This window comes from Hydrogenophaga sp. NH-16, from assembly GCF_004006415.1.
Taxonomy (GTDB): domain Bacteria; phylum Pseudomonadota; class Gammaproteobacteria; order Burkholderiales; family Burkholderiaceae_C; genus Hydrogenophaga; species Hydrogenophaga pseudoflava.
On the sequence record NZ_CP029344.1, the window covers coordinates 151,056 to 172,651 of the forward strand.

The 21,596-nt window shown below is 66.6% G+C and carries 18 protein-coding genes and 1 pseudogene; 4 read left to right on the plus strand and 15 right to left on the minus strand.

The genetic code is table 11. The features are described 5' to 3' along the window. Nucleotides 1-34: 34 nt before the first annotated feature. The 6 genes from gph to DD542_RS00795 are packed head-to-tail and all read right to left on the minus strand — an operon-like array spanning nt 35 to nt 6,396. A complete protein-coding gene (gph, locus tag DD542_RS00770; protein ID WP_127803070.1) occupies nt 35-742 on the minus strand; it encodes a phosphoglycolate phosphatase in 708 nt (235 codons plus the stop codon). Continuing rightward, a complete protein-coding gene (gene tkt / locus DD542_RS00775) occupies nt 742-2,811 on the minus strand; it encodes a transketolase (protein WP_127803072.1) in 2,070 nt (689 codons plus the stop codon). Before tkt ends, gph begins: the two co-directional genes overlap by 1 nt. Nucleotides 2,812-2,830: 19 nt before the next feature. Further along, nucleotides 2,831-3,715 carry a phosphoribulokinase gene (locus tag DD542_RS00780; protein WP_079364720.1) on the minus strand — a complete coding sequence of 295 codons (885 nt, stop codon included), beginning with the start codon at nt 3,713-3,715 and terminating at the stop codon, nt 2,831-2,833. A 36-nt stretch (nt 3,716-3,751) separates the two neighbouring features. Next, nucleotides 3,752-4,852 carry a class 1 fructose-bisphosphatase gene (locus DD542_RS00785; protein ID WP_127803074.1) on the minus strand — a complete coding sequence of 367 codons (1,101 nt, stop codon included), beginning with the start codon at nt 4,850-4,852 and terminating at the stop codon, nt 3,752-3,754. A gap of 48 nt (nt 4,853-4,900) precedes the next feature. Continuing rightward, a complete protein-coding gene (gene rpe, locus DD542_RS00790) occupies nt 4,901-5,656 on the minus strand; it encodes a ribulose-phosphate 3-epimerase (protein WP_127803076.1) in 756 nt (251 codons plus the stop codon). A 32-nt stretch (nt 5,657-5,688) separates the two neighbouring features. Further along, complete coding sequence (locus DD542_RS00795) at nt 5,689-6,396, minus strand: HAD-IA family hydrolase (RefSeq protein WP_079364718.1); 708 nt, start codon at nt 6,394-6,396, stop codon at nt 5,689-5,691. A gap of 110 nt (nt 6,397-6,506) precedes the next feature. On the opposite strand from DD542_RS00795, the gene DD542_RS00800 reads away from it, so the two are divergent. Continuing rightward, complete coding sequence (locus DD542_RS00800; protein ID WP_066156594.1) at nt 6,507-7,448, plus strand: LysR family transcriptional regulator; 942 nt, start codon at nt 6,507-6,509, stop codon at nt 7,446-7,448. A gap of 10 nt (nt 7,449-7,458) precedes the next feature. On the opposite strand, the gene DD542_RS00805 is transcribed toward DD542_RS00800, so the two are convergent. After that, nucleotides 7,459-8,553, minus strand: coding sequence for a patatin-like phospholipase family protein (locus DD542_RS00805; protein ID WP_127803078.1), 1,095 nt, complete (start codon nt 8,551-8,553; stop codon nt 7,459-7,461). 102 nt (nt 8,554-8,655) lie between these two features. Here DD542_RS00805 and DD542_RS00810 point away from each other — a divergent pair, with 102 nt between their 5' ends. Continuing rightward, entirely contained in the window at nt 8,656-9,636 is a 981-nt protein-coding gene (locus DD542_RS00810; RefSeq protein ID WP_164868312.1) for a tripartite tricarboxylate transporter substrate-binding protein, read from the plus strand. 10 nt (nt 9,637-9,646) lie between these two features. Here DD542_RS00810 and DD542_RS00815 read toward each other — a convergent pair whose 3' ends face one another. The 5 genes from DD542_RS00815 to DD542_RS00835 form a co-directional block, all read right to left on the minus strand. Next, the gene (locus DD542_RS00815; RefSeq protein WP_127803082.1) at nt 9,647-10,471 is read right to left on the minus strand and encodes an HDOD domain-containing protein; all 825 of its coding nucleotides are present in this window, start codon (nt 10,469-10,471) and stop codon (nt 9,647-9,649) included. Nucleotides 10,472-10,552: 81 nt separating this feature from the next. Beyond that, nucleotides 10,553-11,380 carry an HDOD domain-containing protein gene (locus DD542_RS00820; protein WP_079364716.1) on the minus strand — a complete coding sequence of 276 codons (828 nt, stop codon included), beginning with the start codon at nt 11,378-11,380 and terminating at the stop codon, nt 10,553-10,555. Nucleotides 11,381-11,486: 106 nt separating this feature from the next. After that, nucleotides 11,487-13,862 carry a Tex family protein gene (locus tag DD542_RS00825; protein WP_127803084.1) on the minus strand — a complete coding sequence of 792 codons (2,376 nt, stop codon included), beginning with the start codon at nt 13,860-13,862 and terminating at the stop codon, nt 11,487-11,489. 219 nt (nt 13,863-14,081) lie between these two features. After that, nucleotides 14,082-14,684 (minus strand): hypothetical protein, encoded by a 603-nt coding sequence (locus tag DD542_RS00830; protein WP_127803086.1) that lies wholly within the window; start codon nt 14,682-14,684, stop codon nt 14,082-14,084. Further along, the gene (locus DD542_RS00835) at nt 14,668-15,612 is read right to left on the minus strand and encodes a DUF4747 family protein (protein ID WP_127803088.1); all 945 of its coding nucleotides are present in this window, start codon (nt 15,610-15,612) and stop codon (nt 14,668-14,670) included. Before DD542_RS00835 ends, DD542_RS00830 begins: the two co-directional genes overlap by 17 nt. 568 nt (nt 15,613-16,180) lie before the next feature. Here DD542_RS00835 and DD542_RS00840 point away from each other — a divergent pair. Together DD542_RS00840 and DD542_RS00845 are read left to right on the plus strand one after the other, a co-directional pair. Further along, nucleotides 16,181-17,752, plus strand: coding sequence for a Fic family protein (locus tag DD542_RS00840; RefSeq protein ID WP_127803090.1), 1,572 nt, complete (start codon nt 16,181-16,183; stop codon nt 17,750-17,752). A 16-nt stretch (nt 17,753-17,768) separates the two neighbouring features. Continuing rightward, entirely contained in the window at nt 17,769-18,875 is a 1,107-nt protein-coding gene (locus tag DD542_RS00845) for a DUF72 domain-containing protein (RefSeq protein WP_127803092.1), read from the plus strand. Nucleotides 18,876-18,881: 6 nt separating this feature from the next. Here the strand turns inward: DD542_RS00845 and DD542_RS00850 are convergent. From DD542_RS00850 to DD542_RS00860, 3 genes and pseudogenes are all read right to left on the minus strand, one after another. Next, nucleotides 18,882-20,032, minus strand: a pseudogene (locus DD542_RS00850) (multidrug effflux MFS transporter). Between the two features lie 95 nt (nt 20,033-20,127). Further along, entirely contained in the window at nt 20,128-20,679 is a 552-nt protein-coding gene (locus tag DD542_RS00855) for a methylated-DNA--[protein]-cysteine S-methyltransferase (protein ID WP_127803094.1), read from the minus strand. Nucleotides 20,680-20,687: 8 nt separating this feature from the next. Continuing rightward, entirely contained in the window at nt 20,688-21,593 is a 906-nt protein-coding gene (locus DD542_RS00860; RefSeq protein WP_127803096.1) for an SDR family oxidoreductase, read from the minus strand. Nucleotides 21,594-21,596 lie beyond the last annotated feature (3 nt).

Consider the following 21,596-nt stretch of genomic DNA (forward strand, 5'->3'; position numbering starts at 1 on the left):
TTCTGTCTCCGGATGAAATAAATAAAAGAGGCGTTCAGGCCGAAGCGGCGTTGGCACGCAGGCTCAGCGAGGTGGTCAACGCCGAAAGGTCGGGGATCACGCGGTCGGGCCCGCAGGCCTCGATGGGTTCGCCCATGTTGTAGCCATAGGGCAGCGCCCAGACGGCGATGCCGGCGTTGCGCGCGGTGGCCACGTCGATGGACGAGTCGCCCACGAACACGGCCCGCTCCCGCGCCACGCCGAAGCGCTGCAGGCAGTCGTCGACGGCGGCAGGGTCCGGCTTCTTCACCGGCAGCGTGTCGCCGCTGATGACGCGGTGAAACAGCGGCGTGAGGCCGTGCACGTCCAGCACGGTCTGCGTGTAGCGCCCTTCCTTGTTGGTCACCACCGCCAGCTTCACGCCTGCCGCACGCAGCGCCTCCAGGCTCTCGCGCACCTTCGGATAGAGGTGGCTGCGCGTGCCGCAGCGCGCCTGGTAGTGCTGGCCGAACTCGGCCTCGATGGGACCGAAGGCGTCGGACGCGCGCACCTCGGCCGGTGCGATGCCCAGGGCCTGCGCCAGGGCCTTGATCAGCAGCTCGCGCGTGCCGTGTCCGATCCAGTCGTCCACCTGCTGCTGCGCCACGGGCGCATGGCCCAGACCGGTGAGCGTGTCGTTGACCGCATCGGCGATCTCGGGCGCAGTCTCCACCAGGGTGCCGTCGAGATCGAACAGCACCATGTCAAAAAGGCGGGCGTCCATCAGTGGGTTCCCACGACGATGTGCTCGGGCAGCGGCTCCTCGCGGCGGTGCGAAGCGCGGTGCGCCAGGGTTCGCACAGCATCGGCCACGCGCCCGGCCGTGATGCCGAAGTGCTGGTACAGCTCTTTGGCCGGCGCCGACTCGCCGAACGTGGCGATGCCCACCACCACGCCGGTGCGGCCCACGTACTTGCGCCAGAAATCGGGGTGCGCGGCCTCCACCGCCACCGTGGGCAGCGAGAGCGGCAGCACCTTGTCCTGGTAGGCCTCGCTCTGGCGGTCGAACACATTGGTGCTGGGCATGGAGACCACGCGGGTGCGCACGCCGTCGGCGGCCAGCACCTTCTGGGCCGCCAGCGCGATCTCGATCTCCGACCCCGTGGCCACGATCACCGCCTGTGGGCTCTCCATGTCGGACAGGACGTAGCCACCCCGGCGGATCTGCCCTGCGGTGACCTGGCCGGTCACACACGGCAGGTTCTGGCGCGAGAGACACAGCGCGCTCGGGCCGTCGCGGCGTTCGATGGCGCAGGCCCAGGCGACCGCGGTCTCCAGCCCGTCGGCCGGGCGCCACACGTCAAGACCCGGGATGAGGCGCAGGCTGGGCACGTGCTCGACGCTCTGGTGCGTCGGGCCGTCCTCGCCCAGGCCGATGGAGTCGTGCGTGAAGACGTGGATCACGCGCTGCTTCATCAGCGCGGCCATGCGGATGGCGTTGCGGCTGTAGTCGCTGAAGGTCAGGAAGGTGCCGCCGTAGGGGATGTGGCCGCTGTGCAGGGCGATGCCGTTCATGATCGCGGCCATGCCGAACTCGCGCACGCCGTAGCTCAGGTGGTTGCCCCAGGTGTCGCGGCCGGCCTTCACGCAGCCCTTGAAGTTGGTCAGGTTGGAGCCCGTGAGGTCGGCGCTGCCGCCGAAGAATTCGGGCACCAGGGCGCTCAACGCATCCAGCGCGTTCTGGCTGGCCTTGCGCGTGGCCACCGGGTCGGTCTTGGCCGCGATGCCCTCGAACAGCGCGGGCAGGCGGGCCTCGAAATCGGCCGGCAGATCGCCCGCCACGCGGCGCTCGAACTCGGCCGCCTCGGCGGGGAACTCGGTGCGGTAAGCCTCGAAGCGCTGGCGCCAAACGCGCTCGGCCGCGGCACCGCGCTCGCGGGCGTTCCACGCGGCGCCGACGTCGGCCGGGATCTCGAACGGCGCCGCCGTCCAGCCCAGCGCCTCGCGTGTGGCCTGCACCTCGGCCGCGCCCAGGGCCGCACCGTGCACGTCGTGCGTGCCCGCCTTGTTGGGCGAGCCCATGCCGATCACCGTCTTGCAGCAGATCAGGGTGGGCTTGCCGTCGGCGCGCACGCCCTGCTTCTTCGCGGCGACCAGCGCGGCCTCGATGGCCTCCGGGTCGTGGCCGTCCACGTCCGGAATCACGTGCCAGCCATAGGCCTCGAAGCGCTGGGGCGTGTCGTCGGTGAACCAGCCCTCTACGTGGCCGTCGATGGAGATGCCGTTGTCGTCGTAGAAGGCCACCAGCTTCGAGAGGCGCAGCGTGCCGGCGAGCGCACAGGCCTCGTGGCTGATGCCTTCCATCATGCAGCCGTCGCCCAGGAAGACATAGGTGAAGTGGTCGACGATGGTGTGGTCCGGGCGGTTGAACTCCTGCGCCAGCAGCTTCTCGGCCAGCGCCATGCCCACGCCGTTGCTGATGCCCTGGCCCAGCGGGCCGGTCGTCGTTTCCACGCCGGGGGTGATGCCGACCTCGGGGTGGCCGGCCGTCTTGCTGTGCAGCTGGCGGAAGTTCTTGAGCTCCTCCATCGGCAGGTCGTAGCCCGTGAGGTGCAGCAGCGAATAGATCAGCATCGAGCCGTGGCCGTTGGACAGCACGAAGCGGTCGCGATCGGGCCAGTGCGGGTTGGCCGGGTTGTGCTTGAGGTGGCGGTTCCACAGCACTTCGGCGATGTCGGCCATGCCCATGGGGGCGCCGGGGTGGCCGCTCTTGGCCTTTTCCACCGCATCCACGGAGAGCATGCGGATGGCGTTGGCCATCTGGCGGGCGAGTTCGGGGGTCGGGTTTTTCATGTCTGTCTCCTCGTCCCGATCAACCCTGCCCGAGGGCGCGCTTCTTGCGTTCCATCATCCGCCAGATGAAGGGCGTGAAGATGAGCTGCATCGCCAGCTCCATCTTGCCGCCCGGCACCACGATGGTGTTGGCGCGGCTCATCCACGAGCCGTTGATCATGGACAGCAGGTACTGGAAGTCGATGCCCTTGGGCTTGGCGAAGCGGATCACCACCATGCTCTCGTCGGCACTCGGGATGTCGCGCGCGATGAAGGGGTTGGAGGTGTCCACCACCGGCACGCGCTGGAAGTTCACATGCGTCAGGCCGAACTGCGGGACGATGTAGTTCACGTAGTCGGGCATGCGGCGCAGGATGGTGTCGACCACCGCCTCCTGGCTGTAGCCGCGCTGGGTCTTGTCGCGGATCAGCTTCTGCGTCCATTCCAGGTTGATCGAGGGCACCACGCCGATCAGCAGGTCGGGGTAGCGCGCAATGTCCACGGTGTCGGTCTTCACCGCGCCGTGCAGGCCTTCGTAGAACAGCAGGTCGGTGTCGGCCGGGATCTCTTCCCAGGGCGTGAAGGTGCCCGGCTCCTGCTGGTAGGGCGCCGCTTCTTCGGCGTTGTGCAGGTACTTGCGGCACTTGCCGCTGCCGTCGGTGGCGTACTGGCGGAACAGGCCTTCGATCTCCTCGAACAGGTTGCCCTCGGCACCGAAGTGGCTGAAGTGCTGGTTGCCCTTGGCCTCCTCCTCGGCCATGCGCACCTTCATGGCCTTGCGGTCGTATCGGTGGAAGCTGTCGCCCTCGATGACGGCGGCCGTCAGCTCTTCGCGACGAAAGATGTTCTGGAAGGTGCGCGTCACCGTGGAGGTTCCTGCGCCGCTGGAGCCGGTGATGGCGATGATGGGATGTCGTTCTGACATGGCTTGTCTCCGGAGATGAAAAATGCGGTGCGAGGCTCAGGCAAGGAACAGCGAGCGCTCGGCGAACAGCGGGTTGTCGTCCTTGTAGGCCACGGGTTCTCGGTGGTAGCGCTCGATGCGCTCGACCTCGTGTTTGCTGCCGAAGACCAGGCCGATGCGCTGGTGCAGCGCCGTGGGCTGGACGGTGAGCATGGGTTCGCGGCCGGTGCTGGCGCGGCCACCGGCCTGTTCCATGATCATGGCGATGGGGTTGGCCTCGTACAGCAGGCGCAGGCGGCCCGGCTTGCTGGTGTCCTTGGTGTCGCGCGGGTACATGAAGACGCCGCCGCGCATCAGGATGCGGTGCGCCTCGGCCACCATGGACGCGATCCAGCGCATGTTGAAGTCCTTGCCGCGCGGCCCGGTCTTGCCGGCCAGGCACTCGTCCACGTAGCGCTTCACCGGCGCTTCCCAGAAGCGCGCGTTCGACGCGTTGATGGCGAACTCCTGCGTGTCCTCGGGCACCTTCAGGTTGGGGTGGGTCAGCATGAACTGGCCCAGGTTCGGGTCCAGCGTGAAGCCGGCCACACCGTTGCCCACGGTCAGCACCAGCATGGTGGTGGGGCCGTAGAGCGCGTAGCCCGCGGCCATCTGCTGCGTGCCGGGCTGCAGGAAGTCGGCCTCCACCACGTCGCGGCCGGAGTCGATCACGTCCTGCGGCGCGCGCAGGATGGAGAAGATCGAACCCACGGTCACGTTCACGTCGATGTTGCTCGAACCATCGAGCGGGTCGAACACCAGCAGGTACTTGCCGCGCTGCTGCGTCTCGGGGATCTGGTAGGGGTGGTCCATCTCTTCGGATGCCATGCCCGCCAGGTGGCCGCCCCACTCCGTCATCTGGGTGAAGTACTCGTTGCTGATCACGTCCAGCTTCTTCTGCACCTCGCCCTGCACGTTGACGCTGGTGCTCACCTCGGGCTCGGCACCCGGGTTGCCCAGCACGCCGCCGAGTTCACCGAAGGCGACCGAGCGCGCGATGGCCTTGCAAGCCAGGGCCACGTCCAGCAGCAGGGCGTTGAAGTCGCCGCTGGCACCGGGGTAGCGGCGGCGTTGTTCGATCAGGTATTGCGTGAGCGTGAAGCGGCGGCGCGTGGTCATGGCAGGGCTTTCGGAGGTTTCAGGAATTCGAGGCTTGGGCAGGGGTTCTCAGCGCCGGGCCGCCCCAAGCTGAGAACGCGCCCCCTCGGGGGGCAGCGACTCGCGAAGCGACGGAGCGTGGGGGCTTGCGTTCTGGCGAAGCTGGCGCATCACGTTGCGGTAGCCGCCGTCGTTGTCGGGCGCGCCGAACACGGCGCTGCCGGCGACCAGGGTGTCGGCCCCGGCGGCGACGATCTCGGCGATGTTGTCGACCTTCACGCCGCCGTCCACTTCCAGCCAGATCTCGCGGCCGGTCTCGACCTTTACCGCATCGATGCGGCGGCGCGCGTCGCGCAGCTTGCCCAGCGTGGACGGAATGAACTTCTGGCCGCCAAAGCCCGGGTTCACGCTCATCAGAAGCACCAGGTCCAGCTTGTCCATGACGTGGTCCATCAGCGCAAGCGGCGTGGCCGGGTTGAACACCAGGCCGGCCTTGCAGCCGTGGTCGCGGATCAGCTGCAGCGTGCGGTCCACATGGCGGCTGGCTTCGGGGTGGAAGCTGATGAGGTTGGCGCCGGCCTTGGCGAACAGCGGGATCAGCGCGTCCACCGGCTCCACCATCAGGTGCACGTCGATGCCGATGGTCACGTGCGGGCGGATCGCCTCGCAGACCAGCGGCCCGATGGTGAGGTTGGGCACGTAGTGGTTGTCCATCACGTCGAAGTGCACCAGGTCGGCGCCCGCGGTTTCGATGGCCCGCACCTCCTCGCCCAGGCGGGCGAAGTCGGCCGAGAGGATGGAGGGGGCGATGCGGATGGCGGACATGGGGCGCGTTCGGTGGATGAAACGGGTCGGGCTCACTGGGCATGCCACTCGCGCAGCCGCGGCACGCTGACCTGCGTCAGGTCGGCCACGGTGCGCAGCGCACCCTTGAAATCGTGGTGGGCGGTGAAGCGGTTGGGCGTGATCACCGTCTTCAGGCCTGCGGCTGTCGCGGCGCGCAGGCCGTTGGACGAGTCCTCGAAGGCCACGCAGTCGGCGGCGCGGAAGCCCAGGTCGGCCAGCACCTTCATGTAGACCTGCGGGTGCGGCTTCTTGATGGGCGCGTTGCTAGCATCGCCGACGGCCAGAAAGTGCCCGCGCCAGTCGGGGCCGATGGCTGTGCGCAGCAGGGCCGCGATGTTCACCGGCGAGGTGGTGGTGGCAATGGCCAGCTGCAGGCCCTGGGCGCGGGCCTCGCTCATCAGCGCCAGCACGCCGGGCCGCAGGGTCACGGCGCCCTGGAGCACCGCGTTCTCGTAGTACGCGGTCTTGGTCTCGTGCAGTCGGGTCACCAGATCCTTCACCGCGCCCGCGTCGACCTCCTTGTGCTCGGGGTTCACGCTCTGCCAGTAGTGCATCAGCCGCTCGCGCCCGCCGGAAATGTCCAGCAGGCGGATGTACTCGTCCACCCCCCAGCGCCAGTCCAGCCCTTCCTGGCGGAAGGCGTGGTTGAAAGCCTCCAGGTGCAGGCCTTCGGTGTCGGCCAGCGTGCCGTCAACGTCGAAGATCAGGGCCTTGAGCATGTCCGTTCACCTTTTTATGCAATGGGATTCGAGGGGGTGAAGGGACTGTAGGGAGCAATTCAAATAAGGTAAATTCACATATCGTTGACTTTCACTTAAGCGATTACTTAATGAAGAACGCCACCTTCCGCCAGCTGCGGGTGTTTAACGAGGTGGCCCGCCACCTCAGCTTCGCGCGCGCGGCCGAGGCCCTTCACCTCACGCCGCCCGCGGTCACGATGCAGATCAAGGAGCTGGAGGGCCACGTCGGCCTGCCGCTGTTCGAGCGCTCGGGGCGGCAGGTGGCGCTGACCACGGCCGGCGAGTACATGCTGGTCTACGCACGCAAGGTGCTGGCCACGCTCAAGGACGCCGAGGACACCGCTGCGCGCCTCAAGCAGGTCGAGGCCGGGCAGCTGACCATCGGCATGGTGAGCACCGCCAAGTACTTCCTGCCGCCGCTGCTGGCGCAGTTCCAGCACGAACACCAGGGGGTGGAAATCCGGCTGGAGGTGGGCAACCGCGAGCAGCTGGTGAAGATGCTGCAGGGCAACGAGGTGGACATCGCCATCATGGGCCGCCCGCCCCGCGAACTGGCCACGCGCGTCGAGCCCTTCGCGGCCCACCCGCATGTGTTCGTGGCGCCGGTGGACCACCCGCTGATGCGCATCGGCCACCCCACGGTGGAGAGCCTGCGGCCCTACGGCTTCATCCTGCGCGAACCGGGTTCGGGCACGCGGGCGGCGATGGAGAAATTCCTGGAGAAGTCGCGCATGGAGCCGCGCGTGGTGATGGAGATGGGCAGCAACGAGACCATCAAGCAGGCGGTGATGGCCGGCATGGGCATCAGCTTCCTCTCGCTGCACACCATCGGACTTGAACTCGAACACGGTCTGATCGCCATCCTCGATGTCGAGGGCACGCCCATCGTGCGCGCCTGGAACGTGGTGCACACGCTGTCCAAGCTGCTCTCACCCTCGGCCGAGGCCTTCCGCTACTTCATGCTCGAACACGCCGAGCGCTACCTGGCCGACAAGTACGGCCGCCACCTGCGGCTGCAGCCGGCCGGCTGAGCGAGCCGCTTCAGAGCGGCTCGACGCGCGAGAGGTCGGGCCGCTCCAGCCACTGGGCGAACTCGTCGGCCAGTTGTTCGGCCGCCGCGGTCGCGCCGTTCCACACCTTCATGCGGCCCGCCAGGTCCTGGCCGTAGCGGGTGAAGTCGTTGCGGTCGGGCAGCTTGCCCTCTGGCAGGGTGCGCACCCAGCCGGGGTCGGGCGCGATCACCAGCATGCGGTCCAGCGCGTGGCTGGCCACATGCCGCCGCTTCCAGGCCTTGTCCAGCCAGCCCGGCACCACGGCCCGCTGGAAGTGCGGGTAGAGCACGATGGGCGACGCCTCGGGCGTGCGGTAGTGCAGGTGCAGGTGGTAGTCGGTGATGCCGCCGTCCCAGTAGGCGCCGGCCGGCGCGCCCGGGATGTGCTGCACCGGCCGCAGCACGAAGGGAATGGAACAGCTGGCCTGCAGCGCCGGCATGAAGTTCTCGGCGCTGAGCGGAATCTGGCGCGTGCGGAAGTCGTGGGTGGCGAACGGCAGGGGCGCCGCGTGGCCCGAGGCCGCCGAGGAGAACACCACCCGCTCCAGCCAGGCGCCCAGCGCCTTGCGGCCCACCGCGTTGCTGACGAAGGCGCCCAGATAGCCCAGCGGCGTGCGCAGGGCGCCGTCGCGCGCCAGCACATGGCGCCCGCGCGAGGCCACGATGTGCAGGCGGTAGCGCGGGTGCGCCAGCACCTCGTTCACACGGCCGCCATAGAAGCGCTGTAAGTTGCTCGCGAACTGCCCGCTGATCTGCTCGGGCGTGGCGCGCTTCTTTCCGGGCGGCAGCTCGAAATGCTGGGCGATGTATTCGCGCTGCAGGTGCATCAGCGCCGCCGCGGGGTCGTCCAGGCAGGCGGTGGCCATGCGCCAGGCGCCGATGGACGCGCCCACCAGGTCGACCGGCTGGGCGCTGCGCGGCAGCCACTGGCCGAAGATGAAGCGGTCCAGCGGACCGAGGATCAGCCCCTTGGGGCCGCCCGCCGCAGCGGGAATGGCGCCGACGTGCTGCGGGCGCAGGCCCTGCTCGCGCAGGTGGCGCAATGCCGCGGGCCCGGCGTAGAAGCGCAATGAGGGTGTGGACACAGATTCGGGCGGCACCGGGTTAACCCGGACGCCGTTGACAGCAGAGTGACAGACGAGGGAACTGAAATGCCGATTGGAACCGAAACCCGAGGAGACACACGAATGCACCGACGACAGCTCCTGCTCGCCGGCGCGGCCAGCGCCGCCGCTTTCCACCCGGTGCTGCGCGCGCAGGCCCCTGCGGGCGTGGCCCCGAAGCCGCTGGCGTCCATGCGCATCTACATCCCCGGTGGCGAGGGCGGCGGCTGGGACCAGACCGGCCGCGCCCTCGGCGCATCCATCCAGGCCGCCGGCCTGGCCGGCAAGATCAGCTACGAGAACAAGGGCGGCAAGGGCGGCACCATCGGCCTGGCCGACTTCGTGGCCCGCTACAACAGCGACCCCGGCGCCCTGCTGGTCGGCGGCATGGTGATGCTGGGTGCGATCGCGGTCGGCCGACCCGAGGTGACGCTGGCCCAGGTCAGCCCGGTGGCCCGGCTCACCAACGACTACATGGTGCTGGTGGCCAAGACCGGCTCCCAGCCGGCCACCATGGCCGCGCTGGTGGAGGCCATGCGCAAGGACCTCGGCAAGGTCGCCTTCACCGGCGGTTCGGCCGGCGGTGTGGACCACATGCTCGCGGGCATGATCGCCCGCCAGCTGCGGCTGGACGTGACCAAGCTGAAGTACCTGCCCACCGCCAGCGGCCGCGAAGCGACGGCCCTGCTGGACAAGGGCGAGGCCCAGGTGGCGATCTCCAGCTACAGCGAATTCCAGGCCGACATCGAAAAGAAGGCGCTCACGCCGCTGGCGATTTCCTCGCGCAAGACGCTCTACGGCGTGCCCTCGCTCACCGAGCAGGGCGTCAACACCGAGCTGGGCAACTGGCGCGCGGTGTTCGGCCCGGGCCAGGTGCCCGAGGCAGACCGCGAGAACCTGCGGCGCATCGTGGTCACCGCCACGCAGCACCCGTCGTGGATCCAGTCGCTTCAGGAAAAGAAGTGGCTCGGTGCGCTGCAGCACGGCAAGGACTTTGCCGAGCAGCTCACCATCGAGCAGGCCATCGCCAGCGCGGTGACCATGATGCTGCGCCTCAAGAGCTGAGGCGCGGGCTTCAGCCCTCGCTCTCGACGGCTTCCTCGCGGGTCAGCGAGGGAATTACCTCGCCGATCACGATGTCCGGGTCGATGCCCAGCACCAGCCCCACCGGGTCGGGGTAGGTGTTGATCAGCGCCTCGCTGCCCAGCGAAAGTTCCTGCGCACGCGCGCGCCAGGACGCGATGTGGATCACGCCGGCAATCGGCTCGTAGACGTCGTTGTCGAACGGCGCCACCTGGTGCTCGATCGAGTCGATCATCTTCTTGGGGAACTTCCACTCGCGCGCCAGCGCCGCACCCACCTCGGCGTAGCTGTAGCCGAACAGGCCGCGTTCGGCGCGCGCCCGCTTGAGGTCGAGCATGGGAATGCTGCGGTCCAGGTCGATCATGGCCTCGGGCATGCCGGCGTGCATCACCAGCTCGCCGATGCAGTGGATCAGGCCCGCGGTGAACGCCGTGCTTTCGTCCATGCGCAGCGGCAGCGCGATGTAGCGCGAGAGGTTGGCGCTGTTGAGGCTGTAGCGCCAGAACTGGTTGAGGTTCATGCCGCCGACGGCGTGGAAGCCGTCGCCCAGGGCCGCGCCGATCACCAGGGCGCGCACCTTGATCAGCCCCATCACGTTGATCGCATCGCGCGCCGTGGTCACCGCGCGGTGCAGCCCGAAAAAGGCGGAGTTGGCCATCTTCAGCAGCTTGGCGGTGAGGACCGGGTCGTCCTCGATCAGGGCGGCGACCCTGAGCAGGTCCACGTCGTCCTGCTCGAAAGTTTCCATCAGCTTTCGGACCACCTTGGGAGCGGAAGGGAGGGCACTGGGCTGCTTGAGGAGTTTTTCGAGCTGCATGGCAGACATCCTTGTGTAAAAAAACCGCCGTTGGTTTTCAGTGCTTTCGACGGCTCCCGAGAGGACTTGAGGACTGAGTGATCAATCCATGAACGCGCCCAGCGCTTGTGAGAAAGACCACTCGGACGGGTCCTTGCCCAGCACGCTGTCCAGGTCCAGGCCCAGGGTCAGGCCGACCATGTCGGGGAAGGTGGCGGCCAGGCCGTTGTCGTCCAGCTGCAGCTCCTGGGCGCGCGCGCGCCAGGACGCCAGGTGCAGCAGGCCGGCCAGCGGGTCGTAGGCGTCGCCTTCGAACGGGCTGAACTGGTTGGACAGGGCAGACACCATTTCTTCCGGGAACTGCCACTTCTCGGCCATGCCGGCGCCCACTTCGGCGTAGGTGTAGCCCAGCATCGCGCGTTCGGCGGCCGCGCGGTTGAGGTCCAGCGGCGGGGTGCTGAAGTCCAGCGGTTCCATGCGGTCGGGCATGGCGATGTGCATCACCAGGATGCCGATGGCGTGGATCAGGCCCGCCGTGAAGGCGTTGCCCTGGTTCTGGTGCAGCAGGCCGGCCAGCGATTTGGCAATGTCGGCCGCCTGCAGGCTGTAGCGCCAGAACTGCTTGAGGTCGATGCCGGGAACGCTCTTGAAGCTGCCGCCCAGCGCCGCGGCCATGACCAGCGAGCGCACATGGGTCATGCCCAGCAAGGCCACCGCCTCGTCGGCGCTGCCGATCTTGCGGCTGACCCGGAAAAACGCCGAGTTGGACAGGCGCAGCACGCGGGTGGTGAGCGCCGGATCGCGTCCGATCAGTTCCCCCACCCGCTTGGGACTCGGGTCGTCCTTGTTCATCTCGGCCAGCAGGTCCGAGACGGCACGCGGCATCGCCGGCAGTGCGCGGGGGTAATTGAGCAGGGCTTCGAGTTCCATGGTCTGAAGTCCAAGGTGTTGTGGATCGATCTGATGTTCTTATCGACCAACCCGCCCCCGACTTGAGCCCCGCCCGCCCTCTCCCGCCTGCGGTTTCAGCAGCGCCTCAGCGCTTGTTCAGACCCTGCAGCTTGGCAAAGGCCGAGGCCATGGCGCCGGCCGCCTCGGGCTGGCGCTGGCCGCCACCCTGCCCGCCCGAGTAGCCACCCCGCGGGCCGCCGCGCGCCGGTTCGTAGCGGTTGTCGCGCGGGCCGTCCTTGCGGGCCGGCGCGGCATCCAGCTTCATGGTCAGGCTGATGCGCTTGCGCGCCACGTCCACTTCCAGCACCTTCACCTTGACGATGTCGCCGGTCTTGACCACCTCGCGCGCGTCGTTGACGAACTTGTGGCTCAGCTGGCTGACGTGGATCAGCCCGTCCTGGTGCACGCCCAGATCGACGAAAGCGCCAAATTGCGCGACGTTGGACACCGTTCCCTCCAGAACCATGCCTTCCTTCAGGTCGGCAATATCGTCCACGCCCTCATTGAAGCGCGCCACCTGGAAGTCCGGGCGCGGGTCGCGGCCCGGCTTTTCCAGCTCGCCCAGGATGTCCTTGACCGTGATCACGCCGAATTTCTCGTTCGCGAACAGCTCGGGCCGCAGGGTCTTGAGCATGTCGGCCCGGCCCATCAGGTTCGCCACCGGCTGGCCGGTCTTCTCGATGATCTGCTCCACCACCGGATAGGTTTCCGGGTGCACGCCGGTCATGTCCAGCGGGTTGTCGCCGTCGCGGATGCGCAGGAAGCCCGCCGCCAGCTCGAAGGTCTTGGCGCCCAGGCCGCTCACTTCCAGCAGCTGCTGGCGGTTCTTGAACGCGCCGTGCGACTCGCGCCAGCGCACCACCGCCTTGGCCACCGAGCCCGACAGGCCCGAGACGCGGGTCAGCAGCGGCACGCTGGCCGTGTTCAGGTCCACGCCCACGCCGTTCACGCAGTCTTCCACCACCGCGTCCAGGGTGCGCGCCAGCTCGCTCTGGTTCACGTCGTGCTGGTACTGGCCCACGCCGATGGATTTGGGGTCGATCTTCACCAGCTCGGCCAACGGGTCCTGCAGGCGGCGGGCAATGGATGCCGCGCCGCGCAGGCTCACGTCCACGTCCGGCATTTCCAGGGCGGCGAACTCGCTGGCGGAATACACCGAGGCGCCCGCCTCGCTCACCACCACCTTCTGCACGCCTTCGATGCCCGCCTTGGCCAGCATCTTGATCAGGTCACCCGCCAGCTTGTCAGTCTCGCGGCTGGCCGTCCCGTTGCCAATGGCGATCAGCTGCACGCCGTGCTGGCGGCACAGCAGCGCCAGCGTGTGCAGCGCGCCGTCCCAGTCGCGGCGCGGCTCGTGCGGGTACACCGTGTTGGTGGCCACCAGCTTGCCGGTCGCGTCCACCACCGCCACCTTCACCCCGGTGCGGATGCCCGGGTCCAGGCCAATCACGGCCTTCTGGCCGGCGGGCGCGGCCAGCAACAGGTCGCGCAGGTTGTCGGCAAACACCTTGATTGCCACCGCCTCGGCGCTCTCGCGCAGGCGGGTGAACAGATCGCGCTCGGTGCTCAGGCTCAGCTTCACGCGCCAGGTCCAGGCCACGCACTTGCGGATCAGGTCGTCCGCCTTGCGCGCCTGGTGGCTCCAGCCCAGGTGCAGCGCGATCTTGCCTTCGGCCAGCGACGGCTTGCCGGGTTCCGGCTCCACCGGCTGCACCAGCTTCACGTCCAGAATCTCCAGCGCCCGGCCGCGGAACACCGCCAGCGCCCGGTGCGAGGGCACGCGGCCGATCGGCTCGTCGTATTCAAAATAGTCGCGGAACTTGGCGACGTCCGGGTTGTTCTCGTCCTTGGTCGCCACGCGCTTGCTCTTGAGCAGGCCCTCGTTCCACAGCCATTCGCGCAGGCTTTGCACCAGCGCCGGGTCTTCGGCCCAGCGCTCGGAGAGGATGTCGCGCACCCCGTCCAGCACCGCCTGCGGCGTGGAGAAGTCCGCGCCCGGCTTGCCGTCGTCCAGCACCTCGGGCGGCTTGGTGAAGGCGGCCGCCTCGGCCAGCGGGTCCAGGGTCGGGTCGGCAAACAGCTTGTCGGCCAGCGGCTCGATGCCGAATTCGCGGGCGATCTGCCCCTTGGTGCGGCGCTTGAGCTTGAACGGCAGGTAGATGTCTTCCAGCTCCTGCTTGGTCGGCGCCTGGGCAATCGCCACACGCAGCGCGTCGGTCAGCTTGCCCTGCTCGTCAATGGCCTTCAGCACGGTCGCGCGGCGGTCTTCGAGCTCGCGCAGGTAACCCAGGCGGTACTCCAGCTCGCGCAGCTGGGTGTCGTCCAGCCCGCCGGTGACTTCCTTGCGGTAGCGGGCGATGAAGGGCACCGTCGCCCCCCCGTCCAGCAACTCCACCGCGGCCAGCACCTGCCGCGGCTCAACCCGGATCTCCTGCGCGATCTGCGCGATGATTTTCTGCATGTCCCAAGGGGCGCCAGCGGCCCGGTTTTCAACGAAGCGGGCGAGTTTGCCACAGGGGTGGGAGGGAAGTCCGAGGCAGGATAGACAGGCTGTGCGCGCGAGGAACAACCCATGAGCAAACGCCCTACCACTAACCAAACGGATGTACTAACTGAGAGTTGCATCGCTGCTAGAAGATCGGAATTCTTGTTGCGAGCAATGCTCAAACGGAGCAAGCGATTAGAACTTATCCAGAATAACGGCTCTACCCAATATGTAAAGCGAAGCAATCAATTGATAAGTCAAAACCAAACAAAAGAAGGTCAAAAACCAAGTCGCAGTAGACAGTAGTTGGATACCCGACAGAATTTTATCGATACTCGCAACAATAATAGTAACCAACATAGTTACCAATGGAAACGCAAATGCGGAGTTTATGCTCATGGCAGAGGCAGCAGGAACCCCAGAGTCAAGCTCCTTTTTGACATACCCATCTTGCAACTTTTTGAGCAAATCCCCACTTAGCCCGAAAATCAAGGCATATACACCAATTCCAAAACCAAGCAACGACGGTATAAGCGAAAGCGCAAGATCATGCGCCTTTGCCTCAATTTTGAAGGAAATTGGCATGCAGCCGCAAGGATAGGGAATTGCCGCCAAAAGTATCGAGATGAGAATCGGCCATCCCAACGACTTTAGCCAATAGCGTGCTGGGGCTATTTTTTCAAAATACTCTACCGCCCCTTCGCTGGCATAATCGGAAGATATTTCTATAAATGACCCAATCCCCGGCAGTCTAAGCAAGAGCTGCCGCCTTTTTGAGCGATCATTTTGTTTGCACATTTCCCACCTCAGCCAAATGACCAATCCGACGAGCCAACTCTTTCATCTTTGCAACCAGGCGACCATAAAACGATATTGGATCCTCACTGCCTTTCGCCCTCGCCCCCACGGTCTGCGGATTTGATTCAGACTCATAGCGAGCCATACTCGTTCCGCCCTTTTCATTTTGCTCGAGATAAGTAATAGAGGCCTGTCCATATTGAGGGGCGTTTTTTACCACGCCTTCAATGATTTTTGGCACTCGAGGCATGTGTGATCCGCGATCCGAAGAAGCGGTCACTTTTAATCGATGCAAACTGTTTGCCGCCATATCCCGAAGAACCTCATCCTGAGTTGGCCCGTTCTTAAACGTAATATCGACTTCAATTTTTGTGAAGCCCACAGCCCGTTCCAAAACAGAGTTCAATTCTTCTTCGCGAGACACCAAGTTTACGGTCAAGGTGTAGTCTGGAAAGAATTGCTCAGCCAAAGGCTGGAGATATTGCTCAAGCGCGCCCTTTACAGCCCCATGACTGGGAAGTCGCCCGTTCTGCTCTTCAATACCAAGCCAGTGCGAAACAGGATCAAAGACATAGATAAACTCTTTGCGATTGGCAACTGCATCTTGCCCCTTTTGGGCCTTAAATAAAGTCGCCTTTGTATACAAATCTTCGACTTCGCCAGCCTGGTGAAACTTAATAAATCGCCCAACAACAAAAGTGTGATCCTCTTTTAACTGCTTATACACATGCTTTTCGCAGTTGAGAGCAGCAAAAAATGAATCATTTATCAACGGCTTTGCATCAGCAACAAGTCTTTTCTGCTTTATTGACTGTGTAACTGAATCATTAAAGTGCTTGAAAAGCTCAATATACCTAAACTCCCCAGCGTCGCCAGTCTTTGCATGATCCAACGGAAGCAGTTGGATATTATATATTCTGAGCTTCATCTAACATCCCTGTAAGCAGTTAACTTGCTACATAACCGATTCACAATCAAGCGCCGCTGCATGCAGTCTTGTACAAAGCAGCGATACGCGACAGGCATCGGTCAATAAATAACTATCAGTTGGCCAAATTAATCTTTAACCGATTAACTGGCTGCATTGAAAATCACATAACACACTGATTCATAGCCTCCCCCTTAATCTTGAAGAATTTTGGATCCACAACGTCTAGGGACTCAATGCAAAACCCATCGACCGACAACCGATTGCAGAGCTTGAATGAAGAGCCACGCAGCCAGATGACTCTGTCCGGCTGCATGGCGGTGTCGGGGGTAGATGGACCATGGCCTCCCTCCTCTGGTCTGGAACGTTGTTGCTTGTTGTCCGTTCGAGCGACCATTCTGCAACGTCTTGTCACAAACTGGCAACCGCCACCCGCGCCCTGAACAGGTCTTGACCCGCGGCGAGCATCTGGGCACTCGTTCAACCCAAAGAGACTGCGGTTCTAGCGTTTTTCTATGAATCCGGCTGTTTTCTATCAAAATAGAAGTCCCTCTACCCAAACGCCACCATGACCGACACCCTCCTCGGTTTCCAGCGCCTGGCCCAAGTCCACGGCATCCGCCCCGTGCAGCCGCTGTTCAGCCGCAGCCGCCTGGGGTCCGTGCGCCAGCGCGAGGTGGTCGATGGCCACGAGATGCTGACCTGGCCCGCGCAGTACCAGCCGGTCGACAGCTTCCGGGGGCATTTCGAGTTCGGGCTGAAGTACGAGCGGCTGCACTTCGAGTTCTTCTCGCGCCTGTTTGCCGCGCTGGACCCGGCCGAGGTGGCGGCCTGGGTGCGGGATGAGCCCACGGGCCGCTACGCGCGCCGCACCGCTTTCTTATATGAATGGTTCACCGGGCGGCGGCTGGATGTGCCCGACACGGCGGCCAACATGGGCTATGTGGACGCCATCGACGGCGAGCAGTACCTTGCCGCGCCTCGAACCGAGCGGGTGCGGCGCTGGCGCGTCAATGACAACCTGCCCGGCTCGCCCGAGTTCTGCCCGCTGGTCTACCTGGGGCCGGAGGCCGAGCGTGGCTGGCTGTACGACGTGGGGGCCGGCGTGCAGCGGCTGGACGACACCTACGGCCCGGAGCTGCTGCTGCGCAGCGCGGCCTGGCTGACCTTCAAGGAGTCGCGTGCGAGCTTTGCCGTGGAGCACGAAGCGGACCAGGACGACAAGGTACGCCGCTTTGCCGCGGCCATCGGCGAGTTCAGCGGCCGGCTGGGCGACCCCATGTCGCCCGAGCACCTGCTGACCTTGCAGCAGGCGGTGCTGGGGCCGCGCGCACTGCGGGTGGGCGTGCGCCAGTCGCCGGTGTTTGTAGGGCAAAGCAGCTTTCGCGCGCAGCTGGTGCACTACATCGCGCCGGGCGAAGACATGGTGCCGGGCATGCTGGACGCGCTGCGGTCGGCCGAGCGGCGCACGCGGGGCGCGAACAGCGTGGCGCGGGCGGCGGCGGTGTCGTTCGCGTTTGTTTACCTGCACCCGCTGGCCGATGGCAACGGACGGGTGCACCGTTTTCTGGTGAACCACCTGCTGGCGGCAGACCAGGTGGTGCCGCCCAACATCGTGGTACCGGTGTCGGCCACGATTGCCGGCTCGGCCAAAGGCCGGGCGCAGTACGACCAGGTGCTGGAGGTCGTGTCCCGCCCGTTCATGCAGGCCTATGCCGACGGCTACCGCTTCGGGCAGCAACGGGTGTGCGCCGACGGGGTGGAGACGAACTTCGAGTTCCTGCAGGCCGACGACGCGCAGCACGTCTGGCGCTATCTGGACCTGACCGCGCACACGCGCTACCTGAGCGAACTGCTGCGCCAGACCGTGGAGCACGAGATGGCGCAAGAGGCCCTGCTGCTGCGCCAGCACGACGCAGCGCGCGCCGCCATCAAGCGCTGGGTGGAGATGCCGGACGCGGATGCGGACCGCATCATCCGGTCGCTCCACCAGAGCCAGTGGGCGGTGAGCGGCAAGCTGCGGCAGGAGCTGCCGGCGATTTTTGAAGAAGGCGGCGCGCACTATGGCGTGCACGAGCGGCTGGTGTCGGCGGTGCGTGCGGCGTTTGAGGATGGCTCAGGGCTCAAGCCTTCGCGGTGAGCAGGCGCTGACTCACATGCAGGACGACCTGTTCGGTGCACCACCCGCACCGCCACCCACCCGATCAAGACCGCCCGCAACCGCGCCCGACCCTGTGGACGATGACGCTGCTCCGGCCCAGCCCAAGCGCCGCCGTTCCAGCGAAGTTCTCCCCCTGCCCCCCGACGACGCCACCCGCACCCTCGCCGCCCGCCTGAACCCGCGCATCCGCCTGGGCGCCTCGACCTGGAGCTACCCGGGCTGGGCCGGCATCGTGTGGGACGAGGGGCCGTACACCGAGGCGGTGCTCGCCAAGAACGGCCTGACCGCCTACGCGCAGCACCCGCTGCTGCGCTGCGTGGGCATCGACCGGTCGTTCTACCGCCCGCTGACCGAGGGGCAGTACGCGCGCTACGCGGGCCAGGTGCCGAACGACTTCCGCTTCGTGGTGAAGGCGCCGGCGCTGGTGACGGACGCGCTGGTGCGCGGCGAACAGGGCCAGGGCCGCCAGCCCAACACGGCGTTTCTGGACCCGGTGTTGGCGACGCAGGAGTTCATCACCCCCGCGCTGGCGGGGCTGGGCGACAAGGTGGGCGCGCTGGTGTTCCAGCTCAGCCCGCTGCCGTTTGCGCAGTTGCAGCGCCTGCCGCTGTTGCTGGAGCGGCTGCGCGCCCTGCTGCGGGCGCTGCCCGATGTGCGCGGTGCCACGCCCGACGGCGTGGTGGCGGTGGAGGTGCGCGACCCGGAGTGGCTCTCGCCCGCCATCGCGCCGCAGCTGGCGGCCGTGCTCAAGGAGACCGGCGCCACCTACTGCCTGGGTCTGCACGCCAAGATGCCGCGTCTGGCCGAGCAGTTGCCCCTGCTGCGCGCGCTCTGGCCCGGGCCGATGGTCTGCCGCTGGAACCTGAACCCGCTGCACGGCGCCTATGGCTATGAGGACGCGCAGCGCTCCTACGAGCCCTACGACCGCATCCACGACGTGGACGCCGAGACGCGCGCGCTGATCGTGCGCACGGTGCGCGGCGTGACGGGCGCGGGGCAGAACGCCTACGTGACGATCAGCAACAAGGCCGAGGGATGTGCGCCGCTGTCGGCGCGGGCGCTGGCGGAGGGATTGGCGGTCGCCCCGCCCGCCGGCGGCTGAGGAGGATCAAACCCTCACGCGCCGCACGGGGGTGGCGTGCGGGCGGTGGCGCAGGGTGACCCAGGTCAGCGCCAGCGCGGTCAGTGCGCCGGACGCCATGCCCGCCACCATGGGCAGCGGCCGGCCGTTGGCGAACAGGCCCACGATGCCCATGGCCGCCGCGCCGCAGAGCATCTGCAGGGTGCCCATGAGGGCCGATGCGGTGCCCGCGATCGAGCCGTGCGCTTCCAGCGCCAGCACCGACACCGTGGGAATCACCAGCCCCATGAAGGCGCTGGCCACGAAGTAGAGCGACACCAGCACCAGCAGCCGGTCGCCACCGGCCAGGTAATACGCCAGCAGCGTCGCCATCACCAGCCCGCAGGCGGTGACGGCACCCTTGGCCAGCGGCACCAGCCCGAAGCGCCGGCCCAGGGGGCCGGTGAGTTGCGCGGAACCGATGAAGGCGGCGGCGTTGAGGCCGAACGCCAGGCTGTACTGCGTGGGGCTCAGGCCGTAGTGGTTGATGAGCACAAAGGGCGAGCCGGCCAGGTAGACGAAGAAGCCCGCCATGGCGAAGGCGCCGATGAACACCAGGCCCAGGTAGTGCCGGTCGCTCAGCAACACACCGTAGGCGCGCAGCGCGCTGCCCAGGCTGCTGTCCACGCGCTCGGCTTCGCTGCGCGTTTCGGCCAGCGCGCCGCGCACCAGCAGCATGCCGGCCACCGCCGCCAGCGCCACCACCCAGAACACGCCGCGCCAGCCGGTCAGCGCGATCACGCCGCTGCCCGCCAGCGGCGCGAGGATGGGCGAGACGCTGAACACCAGCATCAGCAGCGACATGAGGCGCGCGGAATGGCCATGCCGGCGGCAGCGCCCAGGCCCTGCAGGAAGCGCAGCGCCACCAGGGTGTGGATATCGGTGGCCAGCGCGCAACCGATGCTGGCCAGCGTGAACAGGGCCAGGCCGGCGTAGAGCGGCGGCTTGCGGCCCACCATGTCGGACACCGGGCCGTAGAGCAGCTGCCCCAGGCCGATGGAGAGGAAGAACGCAGTGAGGGTGAGCTGCACCGCCCCCACCTCGGCGCCCAGGCTGCGCCCGATGTCGGGCAGCGCGGGCAGGTACATGTCGATGGCGAAGGGGCCGATGGCAGAGAGCAGGCCCAGCACCAGGGCCATCTTGAGATAACGCGAAAGCATCGGTGAATTGTCGCAGTGCAGCAAAAATGCCGCCCGGCGCCACCCGAACAACCTTGTGCCTCGGCGACCGTGCGTCAGTCGAACAGCGAGGACTGACCGCCGGGCCGGTAGCCCTCGATCTCCAGCAGGCGCCATTTGGTGATGGCGCCACCGCTGGCCGAGAAGCCCCCGGGCTGGCCGCCCGCCGCCAGCACGCGGTGGCAGGGCACGACCGGCGCGAAGGGGTTGGCCCCCATGGCCTGACCGATGGCGCGGGCGAGGTGCTTGTCGCCCATCTCGGCGGCGAGTTCGCCGTAGGTCAGCACCTGGCCGGGCGGGATGGCTCGGGTGCGTTCGTACACGCGCTGCAGAAAGGGCGTGAGGCGCGACATGTCCAGCGGCAGGTGGCGCAGGTCGGCAGGTCGCTCGCCGCGCAGGGCGGCCTTGAGTTCGGTGATGGCCGACTGGACCGGGGGCGGCGGATCGGCCTCGGGCACCGCTTCCGGCAGGCTGCGCAGCAGGCGCTGGCGCGTGCCCTCGGGCGTGGGCTCGGGCAGCTGCACCGCGGTGATGCCCGCCGGCCCCCACGCCATGCCGCACACGCCGATGGCGGTGTCGAACAGGGTGTGGCCGGTGGCGCTGTCCATGGCAGGTATTAGCCGGCGCGCAGCGCCTGGCGCAGCCCTTCGCCGATTTCGGGCCGTTCGGCAAACGGGTCGGGCGGGTTGGTACCTGCCACGATGGCGTCGAAGCGGCTCTGCGCGTTGCCCAGCGCCTTGGGGTGGCTGTAGATGTAGAACTGGTCGTGCCGCATGGCGTGGAACACCATCTCGGCCACCTGGGCGGCGGTGATCTTGCCGGAGCTGACGGCCTTGTCGCTCATGGCCTGGCCGATCAGCTGGCTTTGCGTGGGCTTCTCGTCGGCCAGCCCGGCGGGCTTGTTGCGGTGGCTCTGGCTGATGCCGGTGGGCACGAAGTACGGGCAGAGCACGCTGGCGCCGACCTGGTCCGTCACCAGCTTCAGGTCCTGGTACAGCGTTTCGCTCAGGCTGACGACGGCGTGTTTGCTGACGTTGTAGATGCCCATGTTGGGCGGCGTCAGCAGGCCGGCCATGCTGGCGGTGTTGACGATGTGGCCACGGTAAGCGGGGTCGGCCTTGGCGGCGGCCAGCATCATGGGCGTGAACAGGCGCACGCCGTGGATCACGCCCCAGACGTTGACGCCCAGCACCCACTCCCAGTCCTTGACAGAGTTCTCCCACACCAGGCCGCCCGAGCCCACGCCCGCGTTGTTGAAGACGAAGTGCGGCGCGCCAAAGCGCTGCTGCACGGCCTGGGCCAGGGCCTCCATCTGATCGGCGCTGGACACGTCGACCTTGCGCGCCAGCACTTGCGCACCGGCCGCTTCGAGTTCGGCCTGGGCCTTGTCGAGCGCGTCCTGCTGCACGTCCACCAATACCAGGTTCATGCCCAGCTTGGCGCCGATGCGGGCGCATTCGAGGCCGAAGCCGGAGCCGGCGCCGGTGAGCACGGCGGTCTTGCCTTGGAAGTCTGAAATCACGTG

Bases quoted from the DNA above. Each gene is read 5' to 3' on its own strand.
- DD542_RS00855 (WP_127803094.1), bottom strand. From the start codon at position 20,679: ATGGACAGCGCCACCGGCCACACCCTGTTCGACACCGCCATCGGCGTG.
- DD542_RS00780 (WP_079364720.1), bottom strand. From the start codon at position 3,715: ATGTCAGAACGACATCCCATCATCGCCATCACCGGCTCCAGCGGCGCA.
- DD542_RS00800 (WP_066156594.1), top strand. From the start codon at position 6,507: ATGAAGAACGCCACCTTCCGCCAGCTGCGGGTGTTTAACGAGGTGGCC.
- DD542_RS00835 (WP_127803088.1), bottom strand. From the start codon at position 15,612: ATGAAGCTCAGAATATATAATATCCAACTGCTTCCGTTGGATCATGCA.
- DD542_RS00815 (WP_127803082.1), bottom strand. From the start codon at position 10,471: ATGCAGCTCGAAAAACTCCTCAAGCAGCCCAGTGCCCTCCCTTCCGCT.
- DD542_RS00810 (WP_164868312.1), top strand. From the start codon at position 8,656: ATGCACCGACGACAGCTCCTGCTCGCCGGCGCGGCCAGCGCCGCCGCT.
- rpe (WP_127803076.1), bottom strand. From the start codon at position 5,656: ATGTCCGCCATCCGCATCGCCCCCTCCATCCTCTCGGCCGACTTCGCC.
- DD542_RS00840 (WP_127803090.1), top strand. From the start codon at position 16,181: ATGACCGACACCCTCCTCGGTTTCCAGCGCCTGGCCCAAGTCCACGGC.
- DD542_RS00830 (WP_127803086.1), bottom strand. From the start codon at position 14,684: ATGTGCAAACAAAATGATCGCTCAAAAAGGCGGCAGCTCTTGCTTAGA.
- DD542_RS00795 (WP_079364718.1), bottom strand. From the start codon at position 6,396: ATGCTCAAGGCCCTGATCTTCGACGTTGACGGCACGCTGGCCGACACC.
- DD542_RS00820 (WP_079364716.1), bottom strand. From the start codon at position 11,380: ATGGAACTCGAAGCCCTGCTCAATTACCCCCGCGCACTGCCGGCGATG.
- DD542_RS00785 (WP_127803074.1), bottom strand. From the start codon at position 4,852: ATGACCACGCGCCGCCGCTTCACGCTCACGCAATACCTGATCGAACAA.
- gph (WP_127803070.1), bottom strand. From the start codon at position 742: ATGGACGCCCGCCTTTTTGACATGGTGCTGTTCGATCTCGACGGCACC.
- DD542_RS00845 (WP_127803092.1), top strand. From the start codon at position 17,769: ATGCAGGACGACCTGTTCGGTGCACCACCCGCACCGCCACCCACCCGA.
- DD542_RS00825 (WP_127803084.1), bottom strand. From the start codon at position 13,862: ATGCAGAAAATCATCGCGCAGATCGCGCAGGAGATCCGGGTTGAGCCG.
- tkt (WP_127803072.1), bottom strand. From the start codon at position 2,811: ATGAAAAACCCGACCCCCGAACTCGCCCGCCAGATGGCCAACGCCATC.